Here is a 23,406-nt window from a genome sequence, read left to right as displayed (position 1 = left end):
TTATAAAGGAGGCTCTCCGCCATGGAAAAAGGAGCATTGTTATACGAAGGCAAAGCCAAAATGGTTTACAGAACAGACAATGAAAACATTGTATGGATCGAGTATAAAGATTCTGCAACGGCTTTTAACGGGGAGAAAAAAGCAAGCATTGACGGCAAAGGCCGTTTGAATAACGAGATTACGAGTTTGCTATTTTCAAAGCTGCATGAGCTGGGAATCGACTCCCACTTCATCAAAAAGCTTTCAGAAACCGAGCAGCTTGTGAAAAAGGTGGAGATCATTCCGCTCGAAACAGTGGTCCGGAACCTTGCGGCAGGGAGCTTTTCTAAGAGATTGGGAGTTGAAGAAGGCACGGCTTTACCTAGACCGATTGTAGAGTTTTATTATAAAGACGATGCGCTCGGCGATCCAATTTTAACAGAAGACCATATTGAGGTACTGAAGCTGGCTGATGAGAAGGAAGTGGCTCTTCTAAAAGAGAAGGCCTTGAATGTAAATGCAATTTTAAGAGACTTTTTCAAAGAGCTGGGCATTAACTTGGTAGACTTCAAGCTTGAGTTTGGGAAGGATGAATCAGGCAATATCTTGCTGGCTGATGAGATTTCACCTGATACTTGCAGGCTTTGGGATATAGAGACAAATGAAAAACTTGATAAAGATGTTTTCCGCAGAGATCTTGGGAATTTGACTGATGCCTATGAAAATATTTTAGCGAGACTGGGAGGCCAAACAGTATGTACAAAGTAAAAGTTTTCGTCACATTAAGAGAAAGTGTGCTGATCCTCAAGGAACAGTTGTAAAAAATTCGCTTCATTCCATGAATTACACTGAAGTATCTGATGTCCGCATCGGTAAATACATGGAGTTGACCATTGAAAAGAGCGACCGCCCTGTTGAAGAGGCAGTGAAGGAAATGTGCGAGCGCCTTTTGGCTAATGTTGTGATTGAAGATTACCGCTTTGAAATTGAGGAGGCTGTTACCCAGTGAAGTTTGCAGTCATCGTTTTTCCAGGGTCCAATTGTGACATAGACATGTACCATGCAGTGAAGGATGAGCTTGGAGCGGAAGCCGAATATGTCTGGCATGACGCGGAAAGCTTGGATAAGTATGACGGAATCCTTCTTCCCGGCGGGTTTTCATACGGTGATTATCTCCGTTCAGGTGCAGTGGCACGCTTCAGTAATGTCATGAAAGAAGTAGTGAAAGCGGCTGAGGCAGGCAAACCGATTTTGGGCGTATGCAATGGATTTCAAATTTTATTAGAAGCAGGTCTTTTGCCAGGGGCGATGAGAAGAAATGATAGCCTAAAATTCATTTGCCGTACTGTAGAGCTGAAAGTTGAAAACAACGAGACTATGTTTTCATCTGCTTATAAAAAAGGTGAAGTAATCAAAGTCCCAATCGCTCATGGCGAAGGGAACTATTATTGTGATGAAGCCACTCTAGTTAAATTGCAGGAAAATAATCAGATCGTATTTACTTATAACGGAACGAATCCTAATGGCAGCCTGGAAAATATCGCGGGCATTATTAATGAAAAAGGAAATGTTCTCGGCATGATGCCGCACCCTGAAAGAGCTGTTGATGAGCTTTTAGGGGGAGCAGATGGCTTGAAACTTTTTCAATCAATCGTAAAACAATGGAGGGAAGCACATGTCGTTAATGCTTGAGCCAAGTCCGGAACAGTTAAAGGCACAGAAGGTATATAAAGAAATGGGTTTGTCTGACGAAGAATTTACGATGATTGAAAAGATTATCGGGCGTTTGCCAAATTATACAGAAATCGGCTTGTTTTCTGTTATGTGGTCTGAGCACTGCAGCTATAAAAATTCCAAGCCAGTATTAAGCAAGTTCCCAACAACAGGAGAGAAAGTGCTTCAAGGACCAGGGGAAGGAGCTGGAATTGTTGATATCGGCGATGGGCAAGCAGTTGTTTTTAAAATTGAAAGCCACAACCACCCGTCTGCAATCGAACCTTACCAAGGGGCTGCAACAGGTGTCGGCGGGATTATCCGCGATGTATTTTCAATGGGCGCAAGACCGGTCGCCCTCCTCAACTCTTTACGCTTTGGAGAATTGGATTCTCCTCGTGTTCGGTACCTTTTTAAAGAAGTAGTCGCAGGCATTGCTGGCTATGGAAACTGCATTGGCATTCCGACAGTAGGAGGAGAAGTGCAGTTTGATTCTTCCTATGAAGGCAACCCGCTTGTAAACGCCATGTGTGTCGGTTTAATCGACCATAAGGATATTAAAAAAGGCCAGGCGCATGGCGTAGGCAATACGGTTATGTATGTGGGTGCGAAAACAGGCCGTGACGGAATCCATGGAGCTACTTTCGCATCAGAAGAACTGACCGATCAATCAGAAGCAAAGAGGCCAGCTGTCCAGGTTGGGGACCCGTTCATGGAAAAGCTTCTTTTAGAAGCATGCCTTGAACTGGTTCAGTCCGATGCCCTTGTCGGCATTCAGGATATGGGTGCTGCGGGCCTTACTAGCTCTTCAGCTGAAATGGCGAGCAAAGCAGGATCTGGTATTGAAATGAATCTGGACCTTGTACCGCAAAGGGAAACAGGCATGACTGCATATGAAATGATGCTTTCCGAGTCTCAGGAAAGAATGCTGATTGTTGTGAAAAAGGGCCGCGAGCAGGAGATTGTTGATTTATTTTCCAAGTATGGCCTTGAGGCAGTTGCGGTCGGCAAGGTAACTGATGATAAGATGCTCCGCCTAACCCATCAGGGAGAAGTGGTGGCAGAGCTTCCAGTTGATGCACTTGCAGAGGATGCACCGGTTTACCATAAGCCATCAAGCGAACCTGAATACTATCGTGAATTCCAGGCGATGGAAAATGAAATTCCAGTGGTTGATGATTACAAAGAAACGCTTGTAAAGCTGCTCCAGCAGCCGACCATTGCCAGTAAGGAATGGGTTTATGACCAATATGACTATATGGTGCGCACGAATACGGTTGTGGCTCCTGGTTCAGATGCGGCAGTTATCCGTATCCGCGGAACGCGCAAGGGACTTGCAATGACAACAGACTGTAACTCCCGCTATATGTATCTCGATCCTGAGACAGGCGGCAAAATTGCTGTTGCGGAAGCAGCCAGAAATATCATCTGCTCCGGCGGGGTACCTTTAGCAATCACAGATAACTTGAATTTCGGCAACCCGGAAAAGCCTGAAATCTTCTGGCAGATTGAAAAAGCGGCAGACGGAATCAGTGATGCTTGCCGCACCTTAAATACACCTGTTATTGGCGGAAACGTCTCTCTATATAACGAAACAAATGGAACGGCGATTTATCCTACACCAGTCATTGGAATGGTCGGACTGGTAGAAGATATTGACCATGTAACGACGCAAGCTTTTAAAGCTGCGGGCGACCTTATTTATCTGGTAGGCGAAACAAAGGATGAATTCGGAGGCAGCGAACTACAGAAGATGACATACGGCAAGATCTTTGGAAAATCACCTGAACTAGATTTGGAAAAAGAAGAAAAGGCTCAGGCACAAATTTTGAAAGCCATCCGTTCAGGGCTTGTGGCATCAGCGCATGATGTGGCAGAAGGCGGATTGGCAGTGGCAGCTGCTGAAAGTTTGTTTGGTTCCAAAGGGCTTGGAGCGGATGTGAAAGTAACGGGCAATGCAACTTCTGCTTTATTCAGTGAATCGCAGTCCCGCTTCTTGCTTTCTGTTAAAAAGGAAAATCAGGAAGCTTTTGAGAATTTAGTAGATGCAAAGCTTATTGGTGAAGTGACAGAAGCGCCTGTACTATATATCTCCAATGAGGAGGGCCTATTGCTAGCCGAACAGGTTGATGTTCTGGAGCAGGCCTGGAAAGGAGCCATCCCATGCTTGCTGAAATAAGAGGATTAAATGAAGAGTGCGGGATTTTTGGCATATGGGGGCACCAGGATGCCTCCCAAATTACGTATTACGGACTTCATAGCCTGCAGCACCGCGGCCAGGAAGGTACGGGAATGGTCGTTACAGATGGCAAGAAGCTAAAAGGCATGAAAGGTGAAGGCCTTGTTACAGAGATTTTCACATCAGAAGCAATGAAGGAGCTGGAAGGAAAAGCCGCGATCGGCCATGTCCGCTATGCTACAGCCGGCGGGGGCGGATATGAAAATGTTCAGCCTTTGCTGTTTAACTCTCAGAGCGGAAGCCTTGCGCTTTGCCATAACGGAAATCTGGTTAATGCGACTGCCTTAAAGCATCAGCTGGAAGGGCAGGGAAGCATTTTTCAAACGAGCTCGGATACAGAGGTATTGGCTCACCTGATTAAGCGTGCAGGTTTCTCTTCTTTAAAGGAACGTGTTAAAAATGCTCTATCCATGATTAAAGGAGCTTATGCATTTCTAATCATGACTGAAACTGAAATGATGGTTGCGCTTGATCCGAACGGTATGAGGCCGCTATCACTCGGAAAAATCGGCGATGCTTATGCGGTCGCATCCGAAACCTGTGCCTTTGACGTGGTCGGCGCAGAATTTATCCGCGATATTTTGCCTGGAGAGCTCCTGATTATTGACGATAACGGATTCCGTTCGGAGATGTTCGCAATGGCTTCCAATATTGCCATGTGCACGATGGAATATGTTTATTTTTCCCGCCCGGACAGTAACATTAATGGAATCAACGTCCATACAGCCCGGAAAAATCTTGGGAAGCAGTTGGCTATTGAGGTCCCGATTGAAGGTGATGTTGTTACAGGCGTGCCCGATTCGAGCATCTCGGTCGCGATCGGCTATGCTGAAGCTTCAGGCATTCCATATGAAATGGGATTGATCAAGAACCGCTATGTTGGCCGTACGTTTATCCAGCCTTCCCAGTCATTAAGGGAGCAGGGCGTAAAAATGAAATTGTCGCCGGTCCGCGGTGTGGTTGAAGGCAAGAGAGTCATCATGGTTGATGATTCGATTGTCCGCGGAACAACAAGCAGACGGATCGTGAGCATGCTGAAAGAAGCCGGCGCAACAGAAGTGCATGTGCTGATCAGTTCACCTCCTATTAAAAATCCATGCTTCTATGGAATTGATACATCTTCTAAGGAAGAATTGATTGCAGGCAATCACTCAGTAGAAGAAATTAGAGAAATCATTGGCGCAGATACGCTAACCTTTTTAAGTACTGAAGGCATGGTTAATGCGATCGGCAGGAAAGATGGACAATGCCTGGCATGCTTTACAGGACAATATCCGACTGAGATTTATCCTAGCACTGTGCATCCTTATGAGAAGGTGTAATTGAACTTTGGCCGATAATTGCTATGTTTGGCCGATAAATACGAAGAATTGGCCGATAAATCTTGATTTTTGGCCGTTAAAAGTACTATTTTGGCCGATAAGTTGAAAAATCGGCCTTTATTTTTCCAATATGGGGTGAAAAATAGATGGCAAATGCATATAAGCAAGCCGGAGTGGATATAGAAGCAGGCTATGAAGCAGTTTCCCGCATGAAAAAGCATGTACAAAAAACAATTCGCCCAGGAGTGCTCGGCGGGTTGGGCGGATTCGGCGGCATGTTTGATCTTTCGGTTCTCAACTTGAAGGAACCAGTTTTAGTGTCAGGCACAGATGGAGTCGGCACGAAATTGATGCTGGCCTTTATGATGGATCAGCATGATACGATTGGAATCGATGCGGTCGCGATGTGTGTAAATGACATTGTCGTACAGGGAGCAGAGCCTCTCTATTTCTTGGATTATATCGCCTGCGGGAAGGCTGCACCGGAACGGATTGAAGCGATTGTAAAAGGAATAGCGGATGGCTGCGAGCAGGCAGGATGTGCGCTTGTGGGCGGGGAAACAGCTGAAATGCCTGGCATGTACAGCGAGGAAGAATACGACCTTGCCGGCTTTGCAGTCGGAGCCTGTGAAAAATCCAACTTGGTCAATGGTGCGGATATTAAAGCGGGGGATGTGCTGATCGGCCTTGCATCAAGCGGCATTCATAGCAATGGCTATTCGCTGGTGCGTAAGCTATTCTTCGAAAAAGCAAATATGTCATTAACTGATAACGTTGAAGAGTTAGGCTGTACTTTGGGGGAAGAGCTGCTTCGCCCGACAAAAATTTACGTAAAGCCACTTCTATCAGCTATGAAAAAGTTCAAGCTGAAAGGCATGGCCCATATTACGGGTGGAGGATTTATTGAAAACATTCCGCGCATGCTTCCGGAAGGCTTGGGTGCTCAGCTTGAAGAACAAAATTGGCAAGTGCCGGCTGTGTTCACGATGATGGAGAAAATCGGCGGACTCAAGCGCAAAGAAATGTACAATATTTTTAATATGGGAACAGGCATGGTCATTGCAGCTGATAAGGAAATCGCAGAAGAACTTATCGCGTATCTTAATGAACTTGGTGAAAAAGCCTATTTAATGGGAACGGTAACGGGTCAGGACGGAATCGAAATTCTGTAAGCTGAATCGCTAAAGGAGGAAGTCATGAAGAAAATCGCAGTGTTTGCTTCCGGAAGCGGAACGAACTTTCAGGCCATCATGGATGCATCCAAACAAGGCGAACTGCAGGCTGATATTGTCCTTTTTGTCTGTGACCGCCCGGGTGCCTATAGCATAGAACGTGCGCAAAACGAAGGTATTCCGCAGTTTGTTTTTTCAGCAAAAGATTACAATGGCAAAGCGGAGTATGAAGGAGCCATTTTGCAGAAGCTGAAGGAAAGCGGTGTGGAGTACATTATTCTCGCAGGCTATATGAGGCTTATCGGTCCTACTTTGCTAAAAGAGTTTGAAGGCAGGATTATTAATATCCACCCATCGCTTTTGCCGGATTTTCCAGGTAAAGATGCAATCGGACAGGCTCTGGCAGCCAATGTTAAAGTGAGCGGTGTAACGGTGCATTTTGTAGATGAAGGCATGGATACAGGCCCAATCATTGCCCAGCAGTCTGTTGAGGTTTATGAGGATGAAACAAGAGAGAGCCTTCAGAACAAGATTCATGAAGTCGAACATAAGCTTTATCCGCAGGTTTTACAGAATCTTTTTTATGCTAAAATGGTAAAGGGGTAAAGGGATTTGGTTGCTTAGATTTGCAGGCTTTCTTTTGAAAAAGGCTATGTTCAAGCTAATGTTGGATTTAGCACATATTGATTGGAGCGGAAATCAACAGGCAAGGTTAACAGAATTTATATAAATGTCTTGTAGTCAGTCAGGAGGAGCAGAAAATGAAAAAACGGGCACTTATTAGTGTTTCTGATAAAAATGGTGTAACTGAATTTGCTCGGCAGTTAAGCGAGCTTGGCTTTGAGATTGTTTCCACAGGCGGAACCAAAAAAGCGTTGGAAGAGAGCGGCATTCCCGTTGTTGGAGTTAGTGATGTTACGGGCTTTCCAGAAATTCTGGAAGGGCGTGTTAAAACGTTAAATCCAATGATTCATGGGGGATTGCTGGCGAAGCACGGTGAACCCGGCCACAAACAGCAGCTTGAAGAGCATCAGATTCAGCCAATCCAGGTTGTATGTGTGAATTTGTATCCCTTCCAGCAAACGATCGCCAAGCCTGATGTTACGGTAGAGGATGCAATAGAGAATATCGATATTGGCGGCCCGGCGATGCTGCGCGCATCAGCAAAGAACCACGAATATGTGACGGTTGTAGTGGATCCTGCCGATTATGAAACAGTACTATCTCAATTAAATGAAAGCGGAGAGGTGCAAAAGGAAACCCGCCGCAAACTTGCTGCGAAGGTATTCCGCCATACTGCTGCCTATGATGCAATGATTGCTGAGTATATGACAGATTTGGCAAACGAAGAAACACCAGAAAAATTAACCGTTACATATGAATTGAAGCAAACGTTAAGGTACGGAGAAAATCCTCATCAAAAAGCTGCTTTTTACCGAAAGCCGCTTGGTTCCGAATTTTCGATTGCCAATGCCGAGCAGCTTCATGGAAAAGAGCTATCATACAACAATATTAATGATGCCGATGCGGCTCTTCAAATTGTAAAAGAATTCTCAGAGCCTGCAGCAGTTGCCGTTAAGCATATGAACCCTTGCGGAGTTGGAACTGGAGAGAATGTATTTGATGCTTTTTCAAAGGCATTTGCAGCGGACCCCGTTTCCATTTTCGGCGGAATCATTGCCCTGAACAGGGAAGTGGACGCGGAGACAGCTAAAAAGCTATATGAAATCTTCCTTGAAATCATTATTGCACCTTCTTTCTCAGATGATGCGCTTGAGATTTTAAAAGGGAAAAAGAATCTGCGCTTGTTAACGATTCCTTTTGAGGGAAAAAAGAATGCTGAGATGAGATTATCCACGATTGAAGGCGGCCTGCTTGCCCAGGAGTATGATCAATATACGCTTGAAGATGCAGAAGTATCTGTAGCAACAAAAAGGGAACCAACTGAAGAAGAATGGAAAGCGCTCAAGCTAGGCTGGAAAGTCGTTAAGCATGTGAAATCCAATGCAATTGTTGTAAACGATGCGCATATGACGCTTGGAGTTGGTGCCGGGCAAATGAACCGTGTCGGTTCTGCCAAAATTGCACTGGAACAGGCTGGGGAAAAAGCATACGGAGCTATAATGGCATCAGATGCATTCTTTCCAATGAACGATACGGTCGAGGTTGCAGCCAAGGCAGGCATCACAGCAATTATTCAGCCAGGCGGTTCCATCCGTGATGAGGATTCTATCAAAAAAGCGGATGAGTATGGAATTGCAATGGTCTTTACAGGCGTGCGCCATTTTAAACATTAATTTTTACCGAATTACAGGAGCCCTTAACCGGGCTCCTGTGTACTATAGCTGACATTTTAACGGAGGTGGGCGTAATGAAGGTTTTAGTCATAGGAAGAGGCGGCCGCGAGCACGCTATTTGCTGGAAGATGAACCAAAGTCCTTCGGTAGATCAGGTATTTGTGGCTCCAGGAAATCCCGGGATGGAAGATGTTGCAGAGTTAATAAACATCCAGGAAAACGATCAGCAAAAAATAGTACAGTTTGCCCTGGATAATCAAATTGGATTGACGGTAATCGGCCCGGAGGTACCGCTTTTAGAAGGATTGGCTGATCGTTTGGAGGAAGCTGGATTAACAGTGTTTGGACCGAAAAAAGCAGCCGCAGAAATTGAGGGCAGTAAGTCGTTTGCGAAGGAACTCATGCAGAAATATAATATCCCGACAGCTGAATATGCTGTCTTTAGTAGTTATGAAAAAGCAAAAGCATATATAGAAGAAAAGGGTGCACCGATTGTTCTGAAAGCGGATGGCCTTGCTGCCGGCAAAGGCGTTATCGTAGCGATGACAATGGATGAAGCGCTAGCGGGCATAGAGGAGCTGCTTTTAAATGAAAAGTTCGGTGAAGCTTCTGCAAAAGTTGTAATTGAAGAGTTCCTCGAGGGTGAAGAATTTTCTTTAATGGCTTTGGTAAACGGGGAAAATGTGATTCCTCTTGAAATTGCCCAGGACCATAAGCGTGCTTTTGATGGAGACAAGGGTCCGAATACAGGCGGAATGGGCGCCTATTCACCTGTGCCTCATATCGGAAAAGAAACGGTTGGAAATGCTGTAGAAAAAGTATTGCAGCCAGCTGCAAAAGCGATGGTGCAGGAAGGCCGAAGCTTTAGCGGAATTCTGTATGCTGGTTTGATTAAAACAGAGGCAGGACCAAAGGTTATCGAATTTAATGCACGTTTCGGAGATCCTGAAACACAGGTGATTTTGCCGCGAATGAAATCTGATTTGGCGGAGGTTATGCTGGCTGTCCTTAAGGGTGAAGTACCCGCAATCCAATGGGATGACCAAGCAATGGTCGGAGTCGTTGCTGCATCTAAGGGCTATCCCGAAGCATATGAAAAAGGCGCTGTCTTAAATGGGCTTCAGGAAATCAGCAATGATACAGCCGTATTCCATGCAGGCACTGCCCAAAACAGCTCAGGAGAGTTTATCACAAACGGCGGCCGTGTGCTGCTTGCAGGTGCTAAAGCGGCAACCCTAAAGGATGCGCAGGAAAAAGTGTATTATGAACTTGAAAAGCTCCAATGTGACGGTGTTTTTTACCGGAAAGATATTGCCAATAAAGCTATCTTGCACGTCCTTTCTTAGTCCTGCGGATATACACATATAGAAGAGCCACGATGCTTCCTATCAATGCTATTATTACAAACGACATATCCATCACGTATTCCCAAAACATATTGTCAGCTCCTTTTAAGATATATAAGATATCATTTGGGAAATCCTATATTTTATTAGCCCCCAATAAGGGGGCTTTTATTTTATGAAGGATTATACGGCAGCATTTCCTCAACCGACTCATTGTTTTCACGATCATTGCCTTGATTCCTCATATCCTGAACCATATCCTGCCCTCTTTCAAACAGAGCTGTTAATGGACAGAAGCGGACGATCCCTTCTGCGACTTTCATTCCTCCCAGCATAGCCATCATTAAATAAGAATCCCGCCACGGCCTTTTGACTAGCTTGGATGTACTCCACGCTAAAACGGTAAAGCCGACTGTAATCCGTATTAAGGCATTTAAGATGCCGATATTTTGTTTAACATTCATTAATGGCCACCTCTTTCACAAAATTTTTACAATCTTTTACTGATTCTTTAATGCGTTAAACAGTGAAATATGTTACTATAGAAAAACAAGAGAAATGAAAGGGCTTTCTTTATTGTTTTGAAGCCATTTTTCTTTGTAACTTTCATTATAAAAAAATCGTTCATTTTCATATAAAGAGATAATTAAAAAGGGAGGGAGTATGGTGCTGGAACAGCGTTACCGTTGGAAAAACAAGCACTTGCGTGAACATGTTTCCGTACTGGACGGAAAACTGTCACCGACGATACTACTTAAAAACGCACGTTATCTAAATCAGGCATTCCGTAAATGGATAACGGCTAATATTTGGATTTATGACGACCGCATTGTCTATGTGGGCGAAAAACTGCCGGAAAAAATGGAACAATGTGAGGTCGTTGATTGTACTGGGATGACGCTGGTTCCAGGGTATATTGAGCCGCATGCCCACCCATTTCAATTATATAATCCCCATTCCTTTGCGAGCTATGCATCTCAGTTTGGCACAACGACCCTGATCAATGACAACATGGTTCTTGCTTTGCAACAGGATAAAAAGAAAGCGTTTTCTTTCCTGAAGGAGATGAGGAATATCCCGGCGACGATGTATTGGTGGTGCAGGTTTGATGCGCAAACAGAAATACAGCATGAAGAGACAACCTTTTCGCACGGAAACATCAAATCGTGGCTTGAGCATGACGCTGTCCTTCAGGGAGGCGAGCTGACAGGGTGGCCTAAGCTTCTGGACGGCGATGATATGATGCTCCATTGGATTCAGGAGACAAAGCGGATGAGAAAGAAAATCGAAGGCCATTTTCCGGGAGCATCCGAAAAAACACTTGCAAAGCTCATGCTGCTTGGAGCGGATTGCGATCATGAATCCATGACAGGCAAGGACGTTTATAACCGTCTTCTACAGGGATATACCGTGTCTCTAAGGTATTCGTCCATTCGTCCGGACTTGCCGGTCTTACTGGATGAAATGCATGAATTGGGAATCGATCATTATGATCAGATTATTTTCACGACAGACGGATCCTTCTCCTCTTTTTATGAACAGGGAATTATTGACCATATGATCCGCATTGCGATTGAAAAAGGCGTTCCTGTGATTGACGCATATAATATGGCCACTATTAATGTTGCCCGCCATTATGGAATCGATTATATGCATGGGAATATCGCAACAGGAAGGGTCGCTAATATCAATTTCCTTGCAAGTGAAGATGATCCAACACCAGTTTCTGTTATGGCAAAGGGTGAATGGGTGAAAAAAGATGGTGTTAATCTGGATGCTTATGAACCGGTTCCGTGGGATGAATTCGGCTTTGAACCGATGAATATCGATTGGGATCTTACTTCTGATGATATGCAGTTCTCCATGCCGTTCGGAATAAAAATGGAGAATGCCGTTATAACAAAGCCTTATTCCATCGCAATTGATGTATCATCTGATGAGCTTGAAAAAAAGCATGACGAGTGCTTTTTCATGCTTGTGGACCGAGAAGGGCACTGGCGCATTAATACAGTACTAAAAGGCTTCGCGAGCAGCCTCGATGGTATGGCAAGTTCTTTTTCGAATACGGGAGATATCATATTAATCGGCAAAAACAAGAGTGAGATGCTGAACGCTTTTAACCGGCTTAAAGAAATTGGCGGAGGGATTGTTATTTCTGAAGGCGGAGAAATTGTCCAGGAGATGGAGCTTCGTTTAAAAGGAATTATGTCCGATAAAAAGGTAGAGGAATTAATGGAGGAAGAGAAACAGCTAGTCCATTACCTACGGGATAAAGGCTACAGGCATGAAGATCCGATGTATACTTTGCTCTTTTTCTCCTCTACGCATCTGCCATATATCCGAATTACCCAGCAGGGAATGTATGATGTCATGAATAAAACGGTACTCTTTCCAACGATAATGCGTTAAAATGTAAAAGAGATGCAATACTAAATAGATAAAGAAACTACTCAGACGAGCTAACATAGAAAACTGCATCGAGGCAAAAAGGGATATACAGGGGTGCAAAGATGCTAAAAAGATGGATAGCTGTTTCAGCAGCCGCAATGCTCTTAGTTTCAGGATGCAGCAGTAAAGATGAAGCAAAAGAGCCTGCAAAGCAGGGGACAGAAAAAGCTGAAGAAGCAACAAAAGGGGTAAGTGAACAAAAAGAGCTTCCATTCCACTTTCCGCTCACTGGAGCCGGATCGGAATCCGAAGTAGATGGAAGAGCTGTAGCGGTGATGGTCAACAATCACCCGAAAGCCCGTCCGCAATCAGGCCTGGATAAAGCTGATATCGTCTATGAAATGCTGGCAGAAGGAGATGTGACCCGTTTCCTTGCCATTTTTCAGAGTGAACAGCCTGAAGAAATAGGGCCGGTAAGAAGCGCCAGAGACTACTATATTGATCTGGCGAAAGGCTATGACAGCCTTTATATTGCTCATGGCAACAGTCCTGAAGCGAAAGAAATGATGGATCAGGGCTATATTGATAGTCTAAACGGCCTTTATTATGATGGCACATTGTTTAAACGGGCGAGTTTCAGAAAGGCTCCGCATAATTCTTACATTTCGTTCGAGAGTGTGCTAAAAGGAGCGGAACAGAACCAGTATTCAATGGAAGAGGCACCTGCTTCCCTTTCCTTTCTGTCAAAAAAAGAGGCAAAAGCAATTGAGGGAACATCTGCCGAATCCGTGATGGTTTCTTATTTAAACAATGAATTATTTAATGTGATTTATGAGTACGATGAGGGGCTGGAAAAGTATAAAAGGTATTCCAATGGAGAACTTACAGCCGATTATCATTCTGGAGAACCAGTATTACTGGACAACATTTTCATCGCAGAAGCCGAACATAAAGTAGTTGACAGTGCGGGCCGCCGTGATATTAACTTAACTTCTGGGGGCAGAGCCTATCTCCTTCAAAAAGGAAAAATGACAGAAGTCGAGTGGGAAAATGAGGATGGCAGGATTCTTCCTGTCCTAAATGGCAAACAAGCCGGTCTGGTACCGGGCAAGACATGGATTAATATTGTTCCTTCAAGCCCGGGCCTTGAGCAAACGGTTTCCTTTGAATGAAAGCAATAGCTTCAAAAACTATTATCTAATAAAGGGGTATGCAATATATGCAGATTGATAAGCTAAGAGGAAAAGAACTGGACCAATTATTTAAGTCGGTTTTGTCTTTGAAAGATCTGGAGGAGTGCTACCGCTTCTTCGACGACTTATGCACAGTGAACGAAATTCAGTCATTGGCGCAGCGCCTGGAAGTTGCACGCATGCTTCGCGAAGGCAAAACTTATCATAAAATTGAAACAGATACAGGTGCCAGTACGGCAACCATTTCACGTGTGAAACGCTGCCTGAACTATGGAAACGATGCCTATGAAATGGCATTGGAGCGAATTAAAGAAGAAGAGGCTGAAAAAGCATAAATAATTATTTTTTCTTAAACCGATGGGGTGTCCCACGGTTTTTTCTTTGTCTTCGCGAGAGGGCTGCAATTAATTTTTGGCTCTTTTCGTATAGATTGTTGTTTTTGCTTAGAACTCTGCCCGTTGATTTCAGCACGAGGCACTCAGCGAACCACGGGGCTACCGGGAGCCTCCTCGACGCTCCCGAGTCTGCGGGGTCTCCCTTGGAACGCTACTCCCGTAGGAAGTTGAATAAGCTTCTTCGAACGGACACCGCACGAAGAAAATGCGGCAGCATTTTCGAGGATCTCGCGCCTTCCGCTCCAATCAACTCAGTGATTAAAATTGGTTCGAAAGCAACAAACTTTGCGAAAACAGCGTAATTTTTTCACCTTATAGCCACTTCCCGCTTTTCTTTTTTAAATAGCGTTATCGCCTAGCCCCTGGAGGTCTTCAGTCCAGCTGAAAGAAGCCAAAAAGAGGCTGGACTTCCAGCGTTCGCCGGACTTGCTACAGGACGTACTGCCGTGAACATTCGCCACAGGACGCGGCGGCTTTTAGTTGACGTTCATCCCTTCAAATGGCGCTTCCGCTTTTATTTTTTATTCTCTTTCCTAAATGATATAATGGTGAAATGGAATGATAGAATGGAGGCAATTTTGCATGTACGATGTTCGCGAATGGAGCCATGTGTTTAAGCTCGATCCGGATAAATATATAACAGATGAAGATCTGGAAATGATCTGTGAATCAGGAACGGACGGGATTATTGTAGGCGGAACCGATGGCGTTACGCTTGAAAAAGTGCTTGATTTAATGGCCCGAATCCGCAGATATACAGTGCCTTGCGTACTGGAGGTTTCCACGATTGATTCGATAACGCCTGGTTTTGATTTATATTTTATTCCGACCGTATTAAATAGCCAGGATGTAAAGTGGATTACAGGCCTTCATCACGAAGCTGTTAAAGAATACGGAGATATCATGAACTGGGAAGAAATTCTCGTCCAGGGTTATTGCATTTTAAATGAGAATTGCAAAGCCGCTATAGTTACCAATTCCCGTACGGATTTGTCTTTGGATGAGGTTAGGGCATTTGCGATGATGGCCGAGAAGATGTTCCGCCTGCCTATCTTTTATTTGGAATACAGCGGCAAGTATGGTGATGCTGCTGTTGTCTCCGAAGTGAAAGAGACGCTTGAAGAAACAGTACTATTTTACGGTGGCGGCATTGAGAATCCCGAGCAGGCAAAAGAAATGGCTGAGCATGCAGATGTGATTGTGGTCGGAAATATTATTTACAAGGATTTGCAGGCAGCGTTAAAAACAGTAGAAGCTGCAAATGCGTTAGATCGAGGATGAATTGAGACGATGACGCCAGGAGCCAGACAGTTATAAAAGTCAAAGTTGATTGAGATCATTAAACAGGATAGAATAGTAAATAAGAACATATGTTTCTATGGTGGTGAAGAGAAGGAATGCAATTTTTAACGGATAAATTATTAAATGGTTTAAATCCGCAGCAGCAAAATGCGGTAAAAACAACGGATGGACCTCTCTTGATTATGGCCGGAGCAGGGAGTGGCAAGACAAGAGTGCTAACACACAGGATTGCCTATCTTATGGTGGAAAAGGGTGTCAATCCTTATAACATTTTGGCAATCACATTTACAAACAAAGCGGCACGTGAGATGCGTGATCGTATTCATAACATGATGGGCGGAGCGGCTGATGAAATTTGGATTTCAACTTTCCACTCCATGTGTGTGCGGATCTTAAGAAGAGATATTGACCGGATAGGCTATAACCGCAATTTTACCATCTTGGACTCTACTGACCAGCAATCGGTCATTAAATCCATCCTTAAGGATAAAAACCTGGATCCGAAGAAGTTTGATCCGCGTGCAATTCTGGGATCAATCAGTTCGGCAAAAAATGAATTGATCACTCCGGAAGAGTATGCGAAAACGGCAGGGGACTATATCCAGCAGGTTGCCAGTGATGTCTATACAGAGTACCAAAAGAGATTGCGACGCAACCAGGCGCTTGATTTTGATGATTTAATCATGATTACCATCCAGCTGTTCCAGCGTGTTCCGGAAGTGCTTGAATATTATCAGCGCAAATTCCAATACATTCACGTGGATGAGTACCAGGATACGAACAGAGCGCAATATATGCTTGTAAAGCTTTTAGCAAGCCGCTTTAGAAACCTTTGTGTTGTCGGTGACTCAGACCAATCGATTTACAAATGGCGCGGCGCGGATATTGCCAACATCCTTTCCTTTGAAAAGGATTACCCAAACGCCCAGACGATTCTGCTTGAACAAAATTACCGTTCAACGAAAAGAATTCTTCTTGCTGCGAACGAAGTTATAAGCAAGAACATGAATCGCAAGCCGAAAAACCTTTGGACGGAAAATGCAGAAGGAAACAAGATCTATTACTATAGGGCGGACAGCGAGCAGGGAGAAGCGCAGTTTGTTGCAGGTAAAATTAAAGAGTATGTTAACAGCGGCAAGCGCAGCTATTCAGATATCGCGATTTTGTACCGCACGAATGCACAATCCCGTGTAATGGAGGAAGTGCTGCTAAAGTCGAATATTGAGTACTCCATTGTCGGCGGCATAAAGTTCTACGACCGTAAAGAAATTAAGGATATCCTCGCTTATTTGCGCCTGATTGCAAATCCGGATGATGATATCAGCCTGCAGCGTGTAATCAATGTTCCTAAGCGCGGAATTGGCTCAGGTTCTGTTGATAAAATCGCCAACTTTGCGCAGCTCCACGAAATGAGCATGTTTGAGGCGCTTGAATCGATTGAATTGATCGGATTAAGTCCTAAAATTACAAAAGGGGCTACCCAGTTCAGGGATCTGGTTAAAAACTATACACAAATGCAGGAATACTTATCTGTCACAGAATTAGTAGAAGAGCTTTTGGAAAAATCGGGGTACCGCGATATGCTCATTGCTGAGAAATCCATCGAAGCCCAAAGCCGCCTGGAAAACATAGATGAATTCCTGTCTGTTACGAAAAATTTTGAAGATGCAAGCGAAGATAAATCGCTAATTGCCTTCTTGACGGATTTGGCTCTTGTGGCAGATATTGATAAATTGGATGATGACGGAGAAAAGGCAGAATCTGTTGTTCTTATGACTCTTCACTCCGCAAAAGGGCTGGAGTTCCCTGTTGTATTCTTAATGGGGCTTGAGGAAGGCGTATTCCCTCACAGCCGTTCGCTTATGGAAGAAGCGGAAATGGAGGAAGAGCGCCGGCTAGCTTATGTGGGAATAACGAGAGCAGAGGAAGAGCTTTTCATTACAAATGCTCAAATGCGTACCCTATTTGGACGTACCAATATGAATCCTCCATCCAGGTTTATCAAAGAGATTCCAGCTGAATTGCTTGATGGCCTGGAGCCGGAGAGGGCAAAGAAACCTTCACCATTCGGTTCTTCACCATTCGGATCGCCTGGTGCTTCCAGACAGGCCCAGCCGCAAAGAAAAGCGGTAGTACGTCCGTCTACATCAAATACAGGCGGAGATGATATTGACTGGAAGGTTGGCGATAAGGCCCAGCACGGCAAGTGGGGAACAGGTACGGTGGTCAGCGTAAAAGGTGCCGGAGAAGGTACAGAGCTGGATATTGCGTTCCCGAAACCTGTGGGCATTAAACGCTTGCTTGCCAAATTTGCGCCAATTACAAAAGCGTAAACAAACTGCTTTTATTATAGAGGCTTGTTAATGCTCATGCTGATATTGCGCTCTGTTGAATGGTGAGGTAGGTACGAGATCCCAGCAGGAGAAGAGAGCATTGGGAGACTCCGGAGGCTCCTAGGCGGCTTCCGGGCCGCCCGCAGTTCGCTAGCGCCTGGAGTTGAAACCAAAAGGCAAATTTAACAAAGCCATTCTCAAATTAACAGATCCCGACCCGGTTGCTGTGTCTGCCAGGTCTGATCTTTTTGGAAAGGGTTGGATGTATGGACCTTATAACGGCAGAAAAAAAGGTGAAAGATCTGCACAACCTGCTGAATCAATACAATTATGAGTATCACGTTCTTGATCAGCCATCAGTTCCAGATGCAGAATATGACCGGCTCATGAGAGAGCTAACTGAGCTTGAGGAACAATTCCCTGAGCTAAAAACGGAAGATTCTCCTACACAAAGGGTAGGCGGAGAAATCCTCGATATGTTCGAAAAAGTGGAGCATCAATCCCAAATGCTAAGCTTGGGAAATGCCTTTAATGATCAGGATTTGCGGGATTTCGACCGCCGCGTCCGGCAGGGTGCTGGAGATGATGTTACCTACGTATGCGAATTAAAAATAGATGGACTTGCCGTCTCCCTTCGCTATGATGAGGGTCTATTTGTTCTTGGAGCGACAAGAGGAGATGGTTCAATCGGTGAGAATATCACCGCCAATCTGAAGACGATCCGTTCGATTCCCCTTCGCCTGAAGGAAGGGGTCACCATGGAAGTGCGCGGTGAAGCCTTCATGCCTAGGCGTTCTTTTGAAGCTTTAAATAAAGCAAAAGAAGAAAATGGCGAAGAGCCTTTTGCGAATCCGAGAAATGCTGCCGCAGGTTCTTTAAGGCAGCTAGATCCGCGCCTTGCTGCCAAACGCAACCTGGATATCTTTGTATACGGGATTGCGGATACTGGCGATTCTGGTATTGTGTCTCATAGCGAGGGCCTGGATTATCTGGATAGCCTAGGGTTTAAAACCAATAAAGAACGTAAAAAGTGTGCAAATATTGATGAAGTAATCGAGTATGTCCAAGGGTGGACAGAAAAACGCCCTAATTTAGCTTATGATATTGACGGAATTGTTATAAAGGTAGATTCTCTGGAGCAGCAGGAGCAGCTCGGCACGACTGCGAAAAGCCCTCGCTGGGCCATTGCCTATAAATTCCCTGCTGAAGAGGTTGTGACGACTTTAAGGAATATTGAACTGAGTGTGGGCAGAACAGGGGTAGTAACTCCAACTGCTATTCTCGATCCTGTCCGCGTAGCCGGAACGACAGTACAGCGAGCTTCCCTTCATAATGAAGATTTAATTCGCGAAAAGGATATTAAGATTGGGGATCAGGTTGTCGTCAAAAAGGCCGGAGATATTATCCCTGAAGTCGTGAATGTACTTGCTGACAGGAGAACGGGCGAGGAGCAGGATTTTAATATGCCGACACACTGCCCTGAGTGCGAGAGCGAGCTTGTCCGTCTTGATGGGGAAGTGGCATTGCGCTGCATTAATCCAAAATGTCCAGCGCAAATCCGTGAGGGTCTTATTCACTTTGTATCCCGGAATGCAATGAATATTGACGGACTTGGCGAAAAGGTCATTAGCCAGCTTTTTGCAGAAAACCTGATCAAAGATGTGGCAGATATTTATAAATTGACATATGAACAGCTGATACAGCTCGAACGCATGGGTGAAAAGTCAGTGACTAATCTACTGACGGCAATCGAAAATTCGAAGCAAAACTCACTTGAAAAACTGTTATTTGGCTTAGGTATCCGTCACGTCGGAGCAAAAGCAGCCAAAACGCTTGCCCTGGAGTTTGGCAATATGGATACCCTTGAAAAAGTTTCCCGTGAAGATTTAACCGCAATCAATGAAATTGGTGAAAAAATGGCTGATTCCGTTGTGACCTTTTTTGAACAGGACGAAGCCCACGAGCTGCTGGGTGAGTTAAAAGCTGCCGGGGTTAACATGGAATATAAAGGGCCAAAGCCAGTTTCAGCGGAAAACTCGGATAGCTTTTTTACAGGAAAGACAGTTGTGCTAACTGGAAAGCTCGAAATCATGGGCCGGAATGAAGCAAAAGAAAAAATTGAAGCGCTTGGCGGAAAGGTATCCGGAAGCGTTAGCAAGAAAACAGATGTTGTGATCGCTGGAGAAGATGCGGGTTCCAAGCTAACCAAAGCCCAGGAGCTGGGAGTAGAGGTTTGGAACGAGGAGAGACTGGTTGAAGAATTAAATAAGTAAGAGGGTGGAAGCGCCGTGAAAAATCTCATGATGCTTGCTTTATCCCTTTCACTTCTGCTAGCTGGCTGTGCGCCTAATTTTAATAAGCAGGAGGAAGTCGTTCAGGAAGATAAGAACGAAAAAGATAAGGCGATCATTCCGAATTATAAAATTTCAGACAAATATTATCGTACGCTGCTGCCATTTGAACCAAGTGAATCAAGAGGTCTAGTGGTCAATAACATTAGTACCAAATATGATATTAATGAATTTGAAACAGGGCTTATGCGGGTTGCCCAAAATACATTTGACCCGGATAAGTACTTATTCCAGGAAGGGCAGTACCTAAAAAGGGATACAGCCCGAGCCTGGCTCAACCGCAAATTCACGGAAACACAGCTGAAAGAGCGGAAGTTAAAGGAAGAAGAGAATATTGGATTGAATCCAATGATTGCAGATGGCGGAAATATTGATAAGAATAATGAAAAAAGCCCAATTTACCTGGCTCATATCCTTGAACATAACTATCTCGTGAAAAATGACGACGGAAAGGTCGGGCTTGGCGGTGTCGTAATCGGCCTTGCCATGAATTCTGTCCATTATTACCAGAAAGAGCAATATGGTGCAACATATGAAACGAAGATCAAACATGAAGTTCTTGAAAGAGAAGGCAAAAAGATGGCGGAAGAAGTGCTGCAGCGAATCCGGCAGATTAAAGAATTAAAAGATGTGCCAGTTACCATTGCTTTGTTTGAACAGGAAGAAAGAACTTCAGTTGTGCCAGGCAGCTTTTTTGCATATGCTAATGCGCCAAAAGGCAGCAGCAAGCTTGGCGGATGGGAAGATATCAATGAAAAATACGTTCTTTTCCCTTCAAACGAGGCAGAGAAAAACCACCGCGATGATTTGACTGCATTTCTGAATTTTAAACAGGATGTAGAAACTTACTTTCCTAATTTCAATGGTGTCATCGGAAAAGCTTTTTATGCTCAGGACCAGTTGCAGGAAGTAAATATTGATATTCCAATCCAGTTCTACGGAAAGGCAGAAGGGATTGGTTTCACGCAATATGTAACCGGTCTAGTGGTCAAACACTTCCCTGAATACATTTCAGTTCAGGTGAACATCTCGTCCGTTAATGGCCCTGAGGCGCTAGTCGTTCGCAAAGCAGACCAAAGTGAGCCATTTGTCCATATATATCAATAAGGCTTTAGAAAAACCAGGAGTGCAAAGATGCGCTGCCTGGTTTTTCTATAAAAACCGGGGGAAAATCAAAAGACGTCCCTACTGAAAATAGGAGTAGATGCCAACCTTTTGTAAAACCAAATCCTGAGACGCAAAATACCAAAACAGCACCTGGCAACCATATATAACAGCAATAATCACCTCCTCGCCAAAGCAGCCCCAATCCCTTATCCTGCCTAATTAAAATTGGAATTCAGCTTAAAGGATGTTAATATATAACATCTGCGGAGAATGTTTGAAGATAATGATAATTTCATGTTAATATAATGAATGGATGTAAACGTTTTAAGAGAATAGCAGATCGTGTTCCTGCATCAGCAAAAATCAGGATAAAGCTGCTAGTATCTGGCGTTTGTATATTTGTACACAGGAGGCGGTAAAAATGGTACAACCTTATAAGCATGAACCATTCACGAATTTTAAAGAAGATGATAATCGTGAAGCGTATTTAAAGGGTTTGCAGACAGTAGAAAGCTATTTGGGCCAGGATTATGATCTATTAATTGGCGGAGAGCGTGTTTCTACTGAAGATAAAATCGTATCAATCAATCCTTCTAATAAAGAAGAAGTTATTGGCCGTGTTTCAAAGGCAAACCGCGAGCATGCCGAGAAAGCAATGCAGGCTGCTGTTGAAGCGTTCAAGACTTGGAGAAAAGTAAAGCCGGAAACACGCGCTGATGTGCTGTTTAAAGCTGCTGCGATTATCCGCCGCCGCAAGCATGAGTTTTCTGCCCTTTTAACAAAGGAAGCAGGAAAGCCTTGGAATGAGGCAGATGCTGATACTGCGGAAGCTATTGACTTCCTTGAGTACTATGCACGCCAAGTATTAAGAATTAAAGACGGTGTTCCTGTAAACAGCCGTCCGAATGAATATAACCGTTATGACTATATTCCATTGGGAGTAGGCATCATCATCTCTCCTTGGAACTTCCCGCTTGCGATCATGGCCGGTACAACCGTTGCGGCAATCGTGGCAGGAAATACTGTTCTTTTAAAACCAGCTTCTACAACTCCTGTTGTGGCAGCGAAATTCGTTGAAGTGATGGAAGAAGCAGGCCTTCCGAAGGGCGTCCTAAACTTCGTACCGGGAAGCGGTGCAGAAGTGGGCGACTATTTGGTTGACCATAAGGATACTCGCTTCATTTCATTCACAGGTTCACGTGATGTTGGTCTTCGCATCAACGAGCGCGCATCTAAATTAAACGAAGGCCAAATCTGGCTGAAGCGCGTCATCGCGGAAATGGGCGGTAAAGACACAATCGTTGTTGATAAAGAAGCAGATCTAGAATTGGCTGCTACTTCGATCGTGGCATCTGCATTCGGCTTCTCAGGACAAAAGTGCTCTGCCTGTTCACGTGCGGTAATCGTGGAAGATGTTTACGATCAAGTATTGAACCGCGTTGTCGAGTTAACAAACGAGTTAACTCAGGGCAATCCAGAAGATCAAAGCCATTTCATGGGTCCTGTAATTGACCAGGGTGCATTTGATAAGATCATGAGCTATATTGAAATCGGCAAAGAGGAAGGCAAGCTGATGACAGGCGGAGAAGGAGACAATTCAAAAGGCTTCTTCATCAAACCGACTGTATTCGCTGACCTTGCGCCAGATGCACGCTTAATGCAGGAAGAAATTTTTGGACCGGTAGTAGGCTTCACAAAAGCAAAAGATTTCGACCATGCGCTTGAAATCGCGAACAACACTGAGTATGGCTTAACAGGTGCTGTCATCACGAAGAACCGTGAGCACATCCAAAAAGCACGCGAAGACTTCCATGTTGGAAACCTATATTTCAACCGCGGATGTACAGGAGCCATCGTTGGATACCAGCCATTCGGCGGATTCAACATGTCAGGAACGGACTCAAAAGCAGGCGGACCTGACTACATTCTGCTTCATATGCAGGCAAAAACTACTTCTGAAATGTACTAAGAAAAGCGGAAGCGCCTTGCCCACGAAGGAACGCAGGCTAAAAGCTGTGGCAACGTCTGCATGACCCCCATCCTGGGGGCCTCAAGCACAAGACGAGCCTCACGGAAAGGCATCCTTTGCCTTTTTGGGAGGGTTGCCCGAAATGTGGAGGCGACTGCTCAATCAAGGAACGCAGACTAAGAGCGCCACGTCCTGTGGCAACGGCTTATGACCCCGAGTCCCTAGGAGCCGCAACTAGACAAGCTTGTGACCTCGAAGGGGTAGGCGCTGGAGCTAGACAGTTATCGACGTTCAAAAACT

General features: G+C 44.7%; 18 protein-coding genes and 1 pseudogene. 17 read left to right on the top strand and 2 right to left on the bottom strand.

Annotated features, from left to right (window positions below):
- The first annotated feature begins 21 nt into the window (after positions 1-21).
- The 9 genes and pseudogenes from purC (at position 22) to purD (ending at position 10,068) form a co-directional block, all read left to right on the top strand.
- Complete coding sequence (gene purC / locus AC3ZVC_RS02820) at positions 22-747, top strand: phosphoribosylaminoimidazolesuccinocarboxamide synthase (RefSeq protein ID WP_490066174.1); 726 nt, start codon at positions 22-24, stop codon at positions 745-747.
- Positions 735-988: pseudogene (gene purS, locus AC3ZVC_RS02815) on the top strand (phosphoribosylformylglycinamidine synthase subunit PurS). Before purC ends, purS begins: the two are co-directional and overlap by 13 nt.
- On the top strand, positions 985-1,671 hold the full coding sequence (gene purQ / locus AC3ZVC_RS02810) for a phosphoribosylformylglycinamidine synthase subunit PurQ (RefSeq protein ID WP_490066173.1): 687 nt from the start codon (positions 985-987) through the stop codon (positions 1,669-1,671). The pseudogene purS and the gene purQ overlap by 4 nt, the downstream one beginning before the upstream one ends.
- Positions 1,655-3,871: a phosphoribosylformylglycinamidine synthase subunit PurL gene (gene purL / locus AC3ZVC_RS02805; RefSeq protein ID WP_490066172.1), complete on the top strand. Its 2,217-nt coding sequence runs from the start codon at positions 1,655-1,657 to the stop codon at positions 3,869-3,871. Before purQ ends, purL begins: the two co-directional genes overlap by 17 nt.
- Positions 3,856-5,253 (top strand): amidophosphoribosyltransferase, encoded by a 1,398-nt coding sequence (gene purF, locus AC3ZVC_RS02800; protein WP_490066171.1) that lies wholly within the window; start codon positions 3,856-3,858, stop codon positions 5,251-5,253. Before purL ends, purF begins: the two co-directional genes overlap by 16 nt.
- Positions 5,254-5,399: 146 nt before the next feature.
- The gene (purM, locus tag AC3ZVC_RS02795; protein WP_490066170.1) at positions 5,400-6,425 is read left to right on the top strand and encodes a phosphoribosylformylglycinamidine cyclo-ligase; all 1,026 of its coding nucleotides are present in this window, start codon (positions 5,400-5,402) and stop codon (positions 6,423-6,425) included.
- A gap of 24 nt (positions 6,426-6,449) precedes the next feature.
- A complete protein-coding gene (gene purN, locus AC3ZVC_RS02790; protein ID WP_490066169.1) occupies positions 6,450-7,031 on the top strand; it encodes a phosphoribosylglycinamide formyltransferase in 582 nt (193 codons plus the stop codon).
- Between the two features lie 155 nt (positions 7,032-7,186).
- Positions 7,187-8,722, top strand: coding sequence for a bifunctional phosphoribosylaminoimidazolecarboxamide formyltransferase/IMP cyclohydrolase (gene purH / locus AC3ZVC_RS02785; protein WP_490066168.1), 1,536 nt, complete (start codon positions 7,187-7,189; stop codon positions 8,720-8,722).
- Between the two features lie 74 nt (positions 8,723-8,796).
- A complete protein-coding gene (purD, locus tag AC3ZVC_RS02780; protein WP_490066167.1) occupies positions 8,797-10,068 on the top strand; it encodes a phosphoribosylamine--glycine ligase in 1,272 nt (423 codons plus the stop codon).
- Here the strand turns inward: purD and AC3ZVC_RS02775 are convergent.
- Complete coding sequence (locus AC3ZVC_RS02775) at positions 10,046-10,135, bottom strand: EYxxD motif small membrane protein (protein WP_490068801.1); 90 nt, start codon at positions 10,133-10,135, stop codon at positions 10,046-10,048. The genes purD and AC3ZVC_RS02775 overlap by 23 nt on opposite strands.
- A 106-nt stretch (positions 10,136-10,241) precedes the next feature.
- Positions 10,242-10,532, bottom strand: a complete 291-nt coding sequence (locus AC3ZVC_RS02770) for a YgaP family membrane protein (RefSeq protein WP_490066166.1) — start codon at positions 10,530-10,532, stop codon at positions 10,242-10,244.
- 202 nt (positions 10,533-10,734) lie between these two features.
- Here AC3ZVC_RS02770 and AC3ZVC_RS02765 point away from each other — a divergent pair, with 202 nt between their 5' ends.
- From AC3ZVC_RS02765 to pruA, 8 genes are all read left to right on the top strand, one after another.
- Positions 10,735-12,477, top strand: coding sequence for an adenine deaminase C-terminal domain-containing protein (locus AC3ZVC_RS02765; RefSeq protein ID WP_490068800.1), 1,743 nt, complete (start codon positions 10,735-10,737; stop codon positions 12,475-12,477).
- 101 nt (positions 12,478-12,578) lie between these two features.
- A complete protein-coding gene (locus tag AC3ZVC_RS02760) occupies positions 12,579-13,628 on the top strand; it encodes a DUF3048 domain-containing protein (protein ID WP_490066164.1) in 1,050 nt (349 codons plus the stop codon).
- 47 nt (positions 13,629-13,675) lie between these two features.
- Positions 13,676-13,984 carry a YerC/YecD family TrpR-related protein gene (locus tag AC3ZVC_RS02755; protein ID WP_035333268.1) on the top strand — a complete coding sequence of 103 codons (309 nt, stop codon included), beginning with the start codon at positions 13,676-13,678 and terminating at the stop codon, positions 13,982-13,984.
- Positions 13,985-14,626: 642 nt separating this feature from the next.
- Positions 14,627-15,325 (top strand): heptaprenylglyceryl phosphate synthase, encoded by a 699-nt coding sequence (gene pcrB, locus AC3ZVC_RS02750; RefSeq protein WP_490066163.1) that lies wholly within the window; start codon positions 14,627-14,629, stop codon positions 15,323-15,325.
- A gap of 116 nt (positions 15,326-15,441) precedes the next feature.
- Positions 15,442-17,679 (top strand): DNA helicase PcrA, encoded by a 2,238-nt coding sequence (pcrA, locus tag AC3ZVC_RS02745; RefSeq protein ID WP_490066162.1) that lies wholly within the window; start codon positions 15,442-15,444, stop codon positions 17,677-17,679.
- A 266-nt stretch (positions 17,680-17,945) separates the two neighbouring features.
- Entirely contained in the window at positions 17,946-19,952 is a 2,007-nt protein-coding gene (gene ligA, locus AC3ZVC_RS02740) for an NAD-dependent DNA ligase LigA (protein WP_490066161.1), read from the top strand.
- 15 nt (positions 19,953-19,967) lie between these two features.
- Positions 19,968-21,137, top strand: a complete 1,170-nt coding sequence (locus AC3ZVC_RS02735; protein WP_490066159.1) for a CamS family sex pheromone protein — start codon at positions 19,968-19,970, stop codon at positions 21,135-21,137.
- A gap of 421 nt (positions 21,138-21,558) precedes the next feature.
- On the top strand, positions 21,559-23,106 hold the full coding sequence (pruA, locus tag AC3ZVC_RS02730) for an L-glutamate gamma-semialdehyde dehydrogenase (protein WP_490066158.1): 1,548 nt from the start codon (positions 21,559-21,561) through the stop codon (positions 23,104-23,106).
- Positions 23,107-23,406 lie beyond the last annotated feature (300 nt).

The organism is Cytobacillus sp. C11.1 (genome assembly GCF_058145115.1).
The sequence above is the reverse complement of the archived record's forward strand: the minus strand, read 5'-3'. Positions and strand labels throughout refer to the sequence as shown.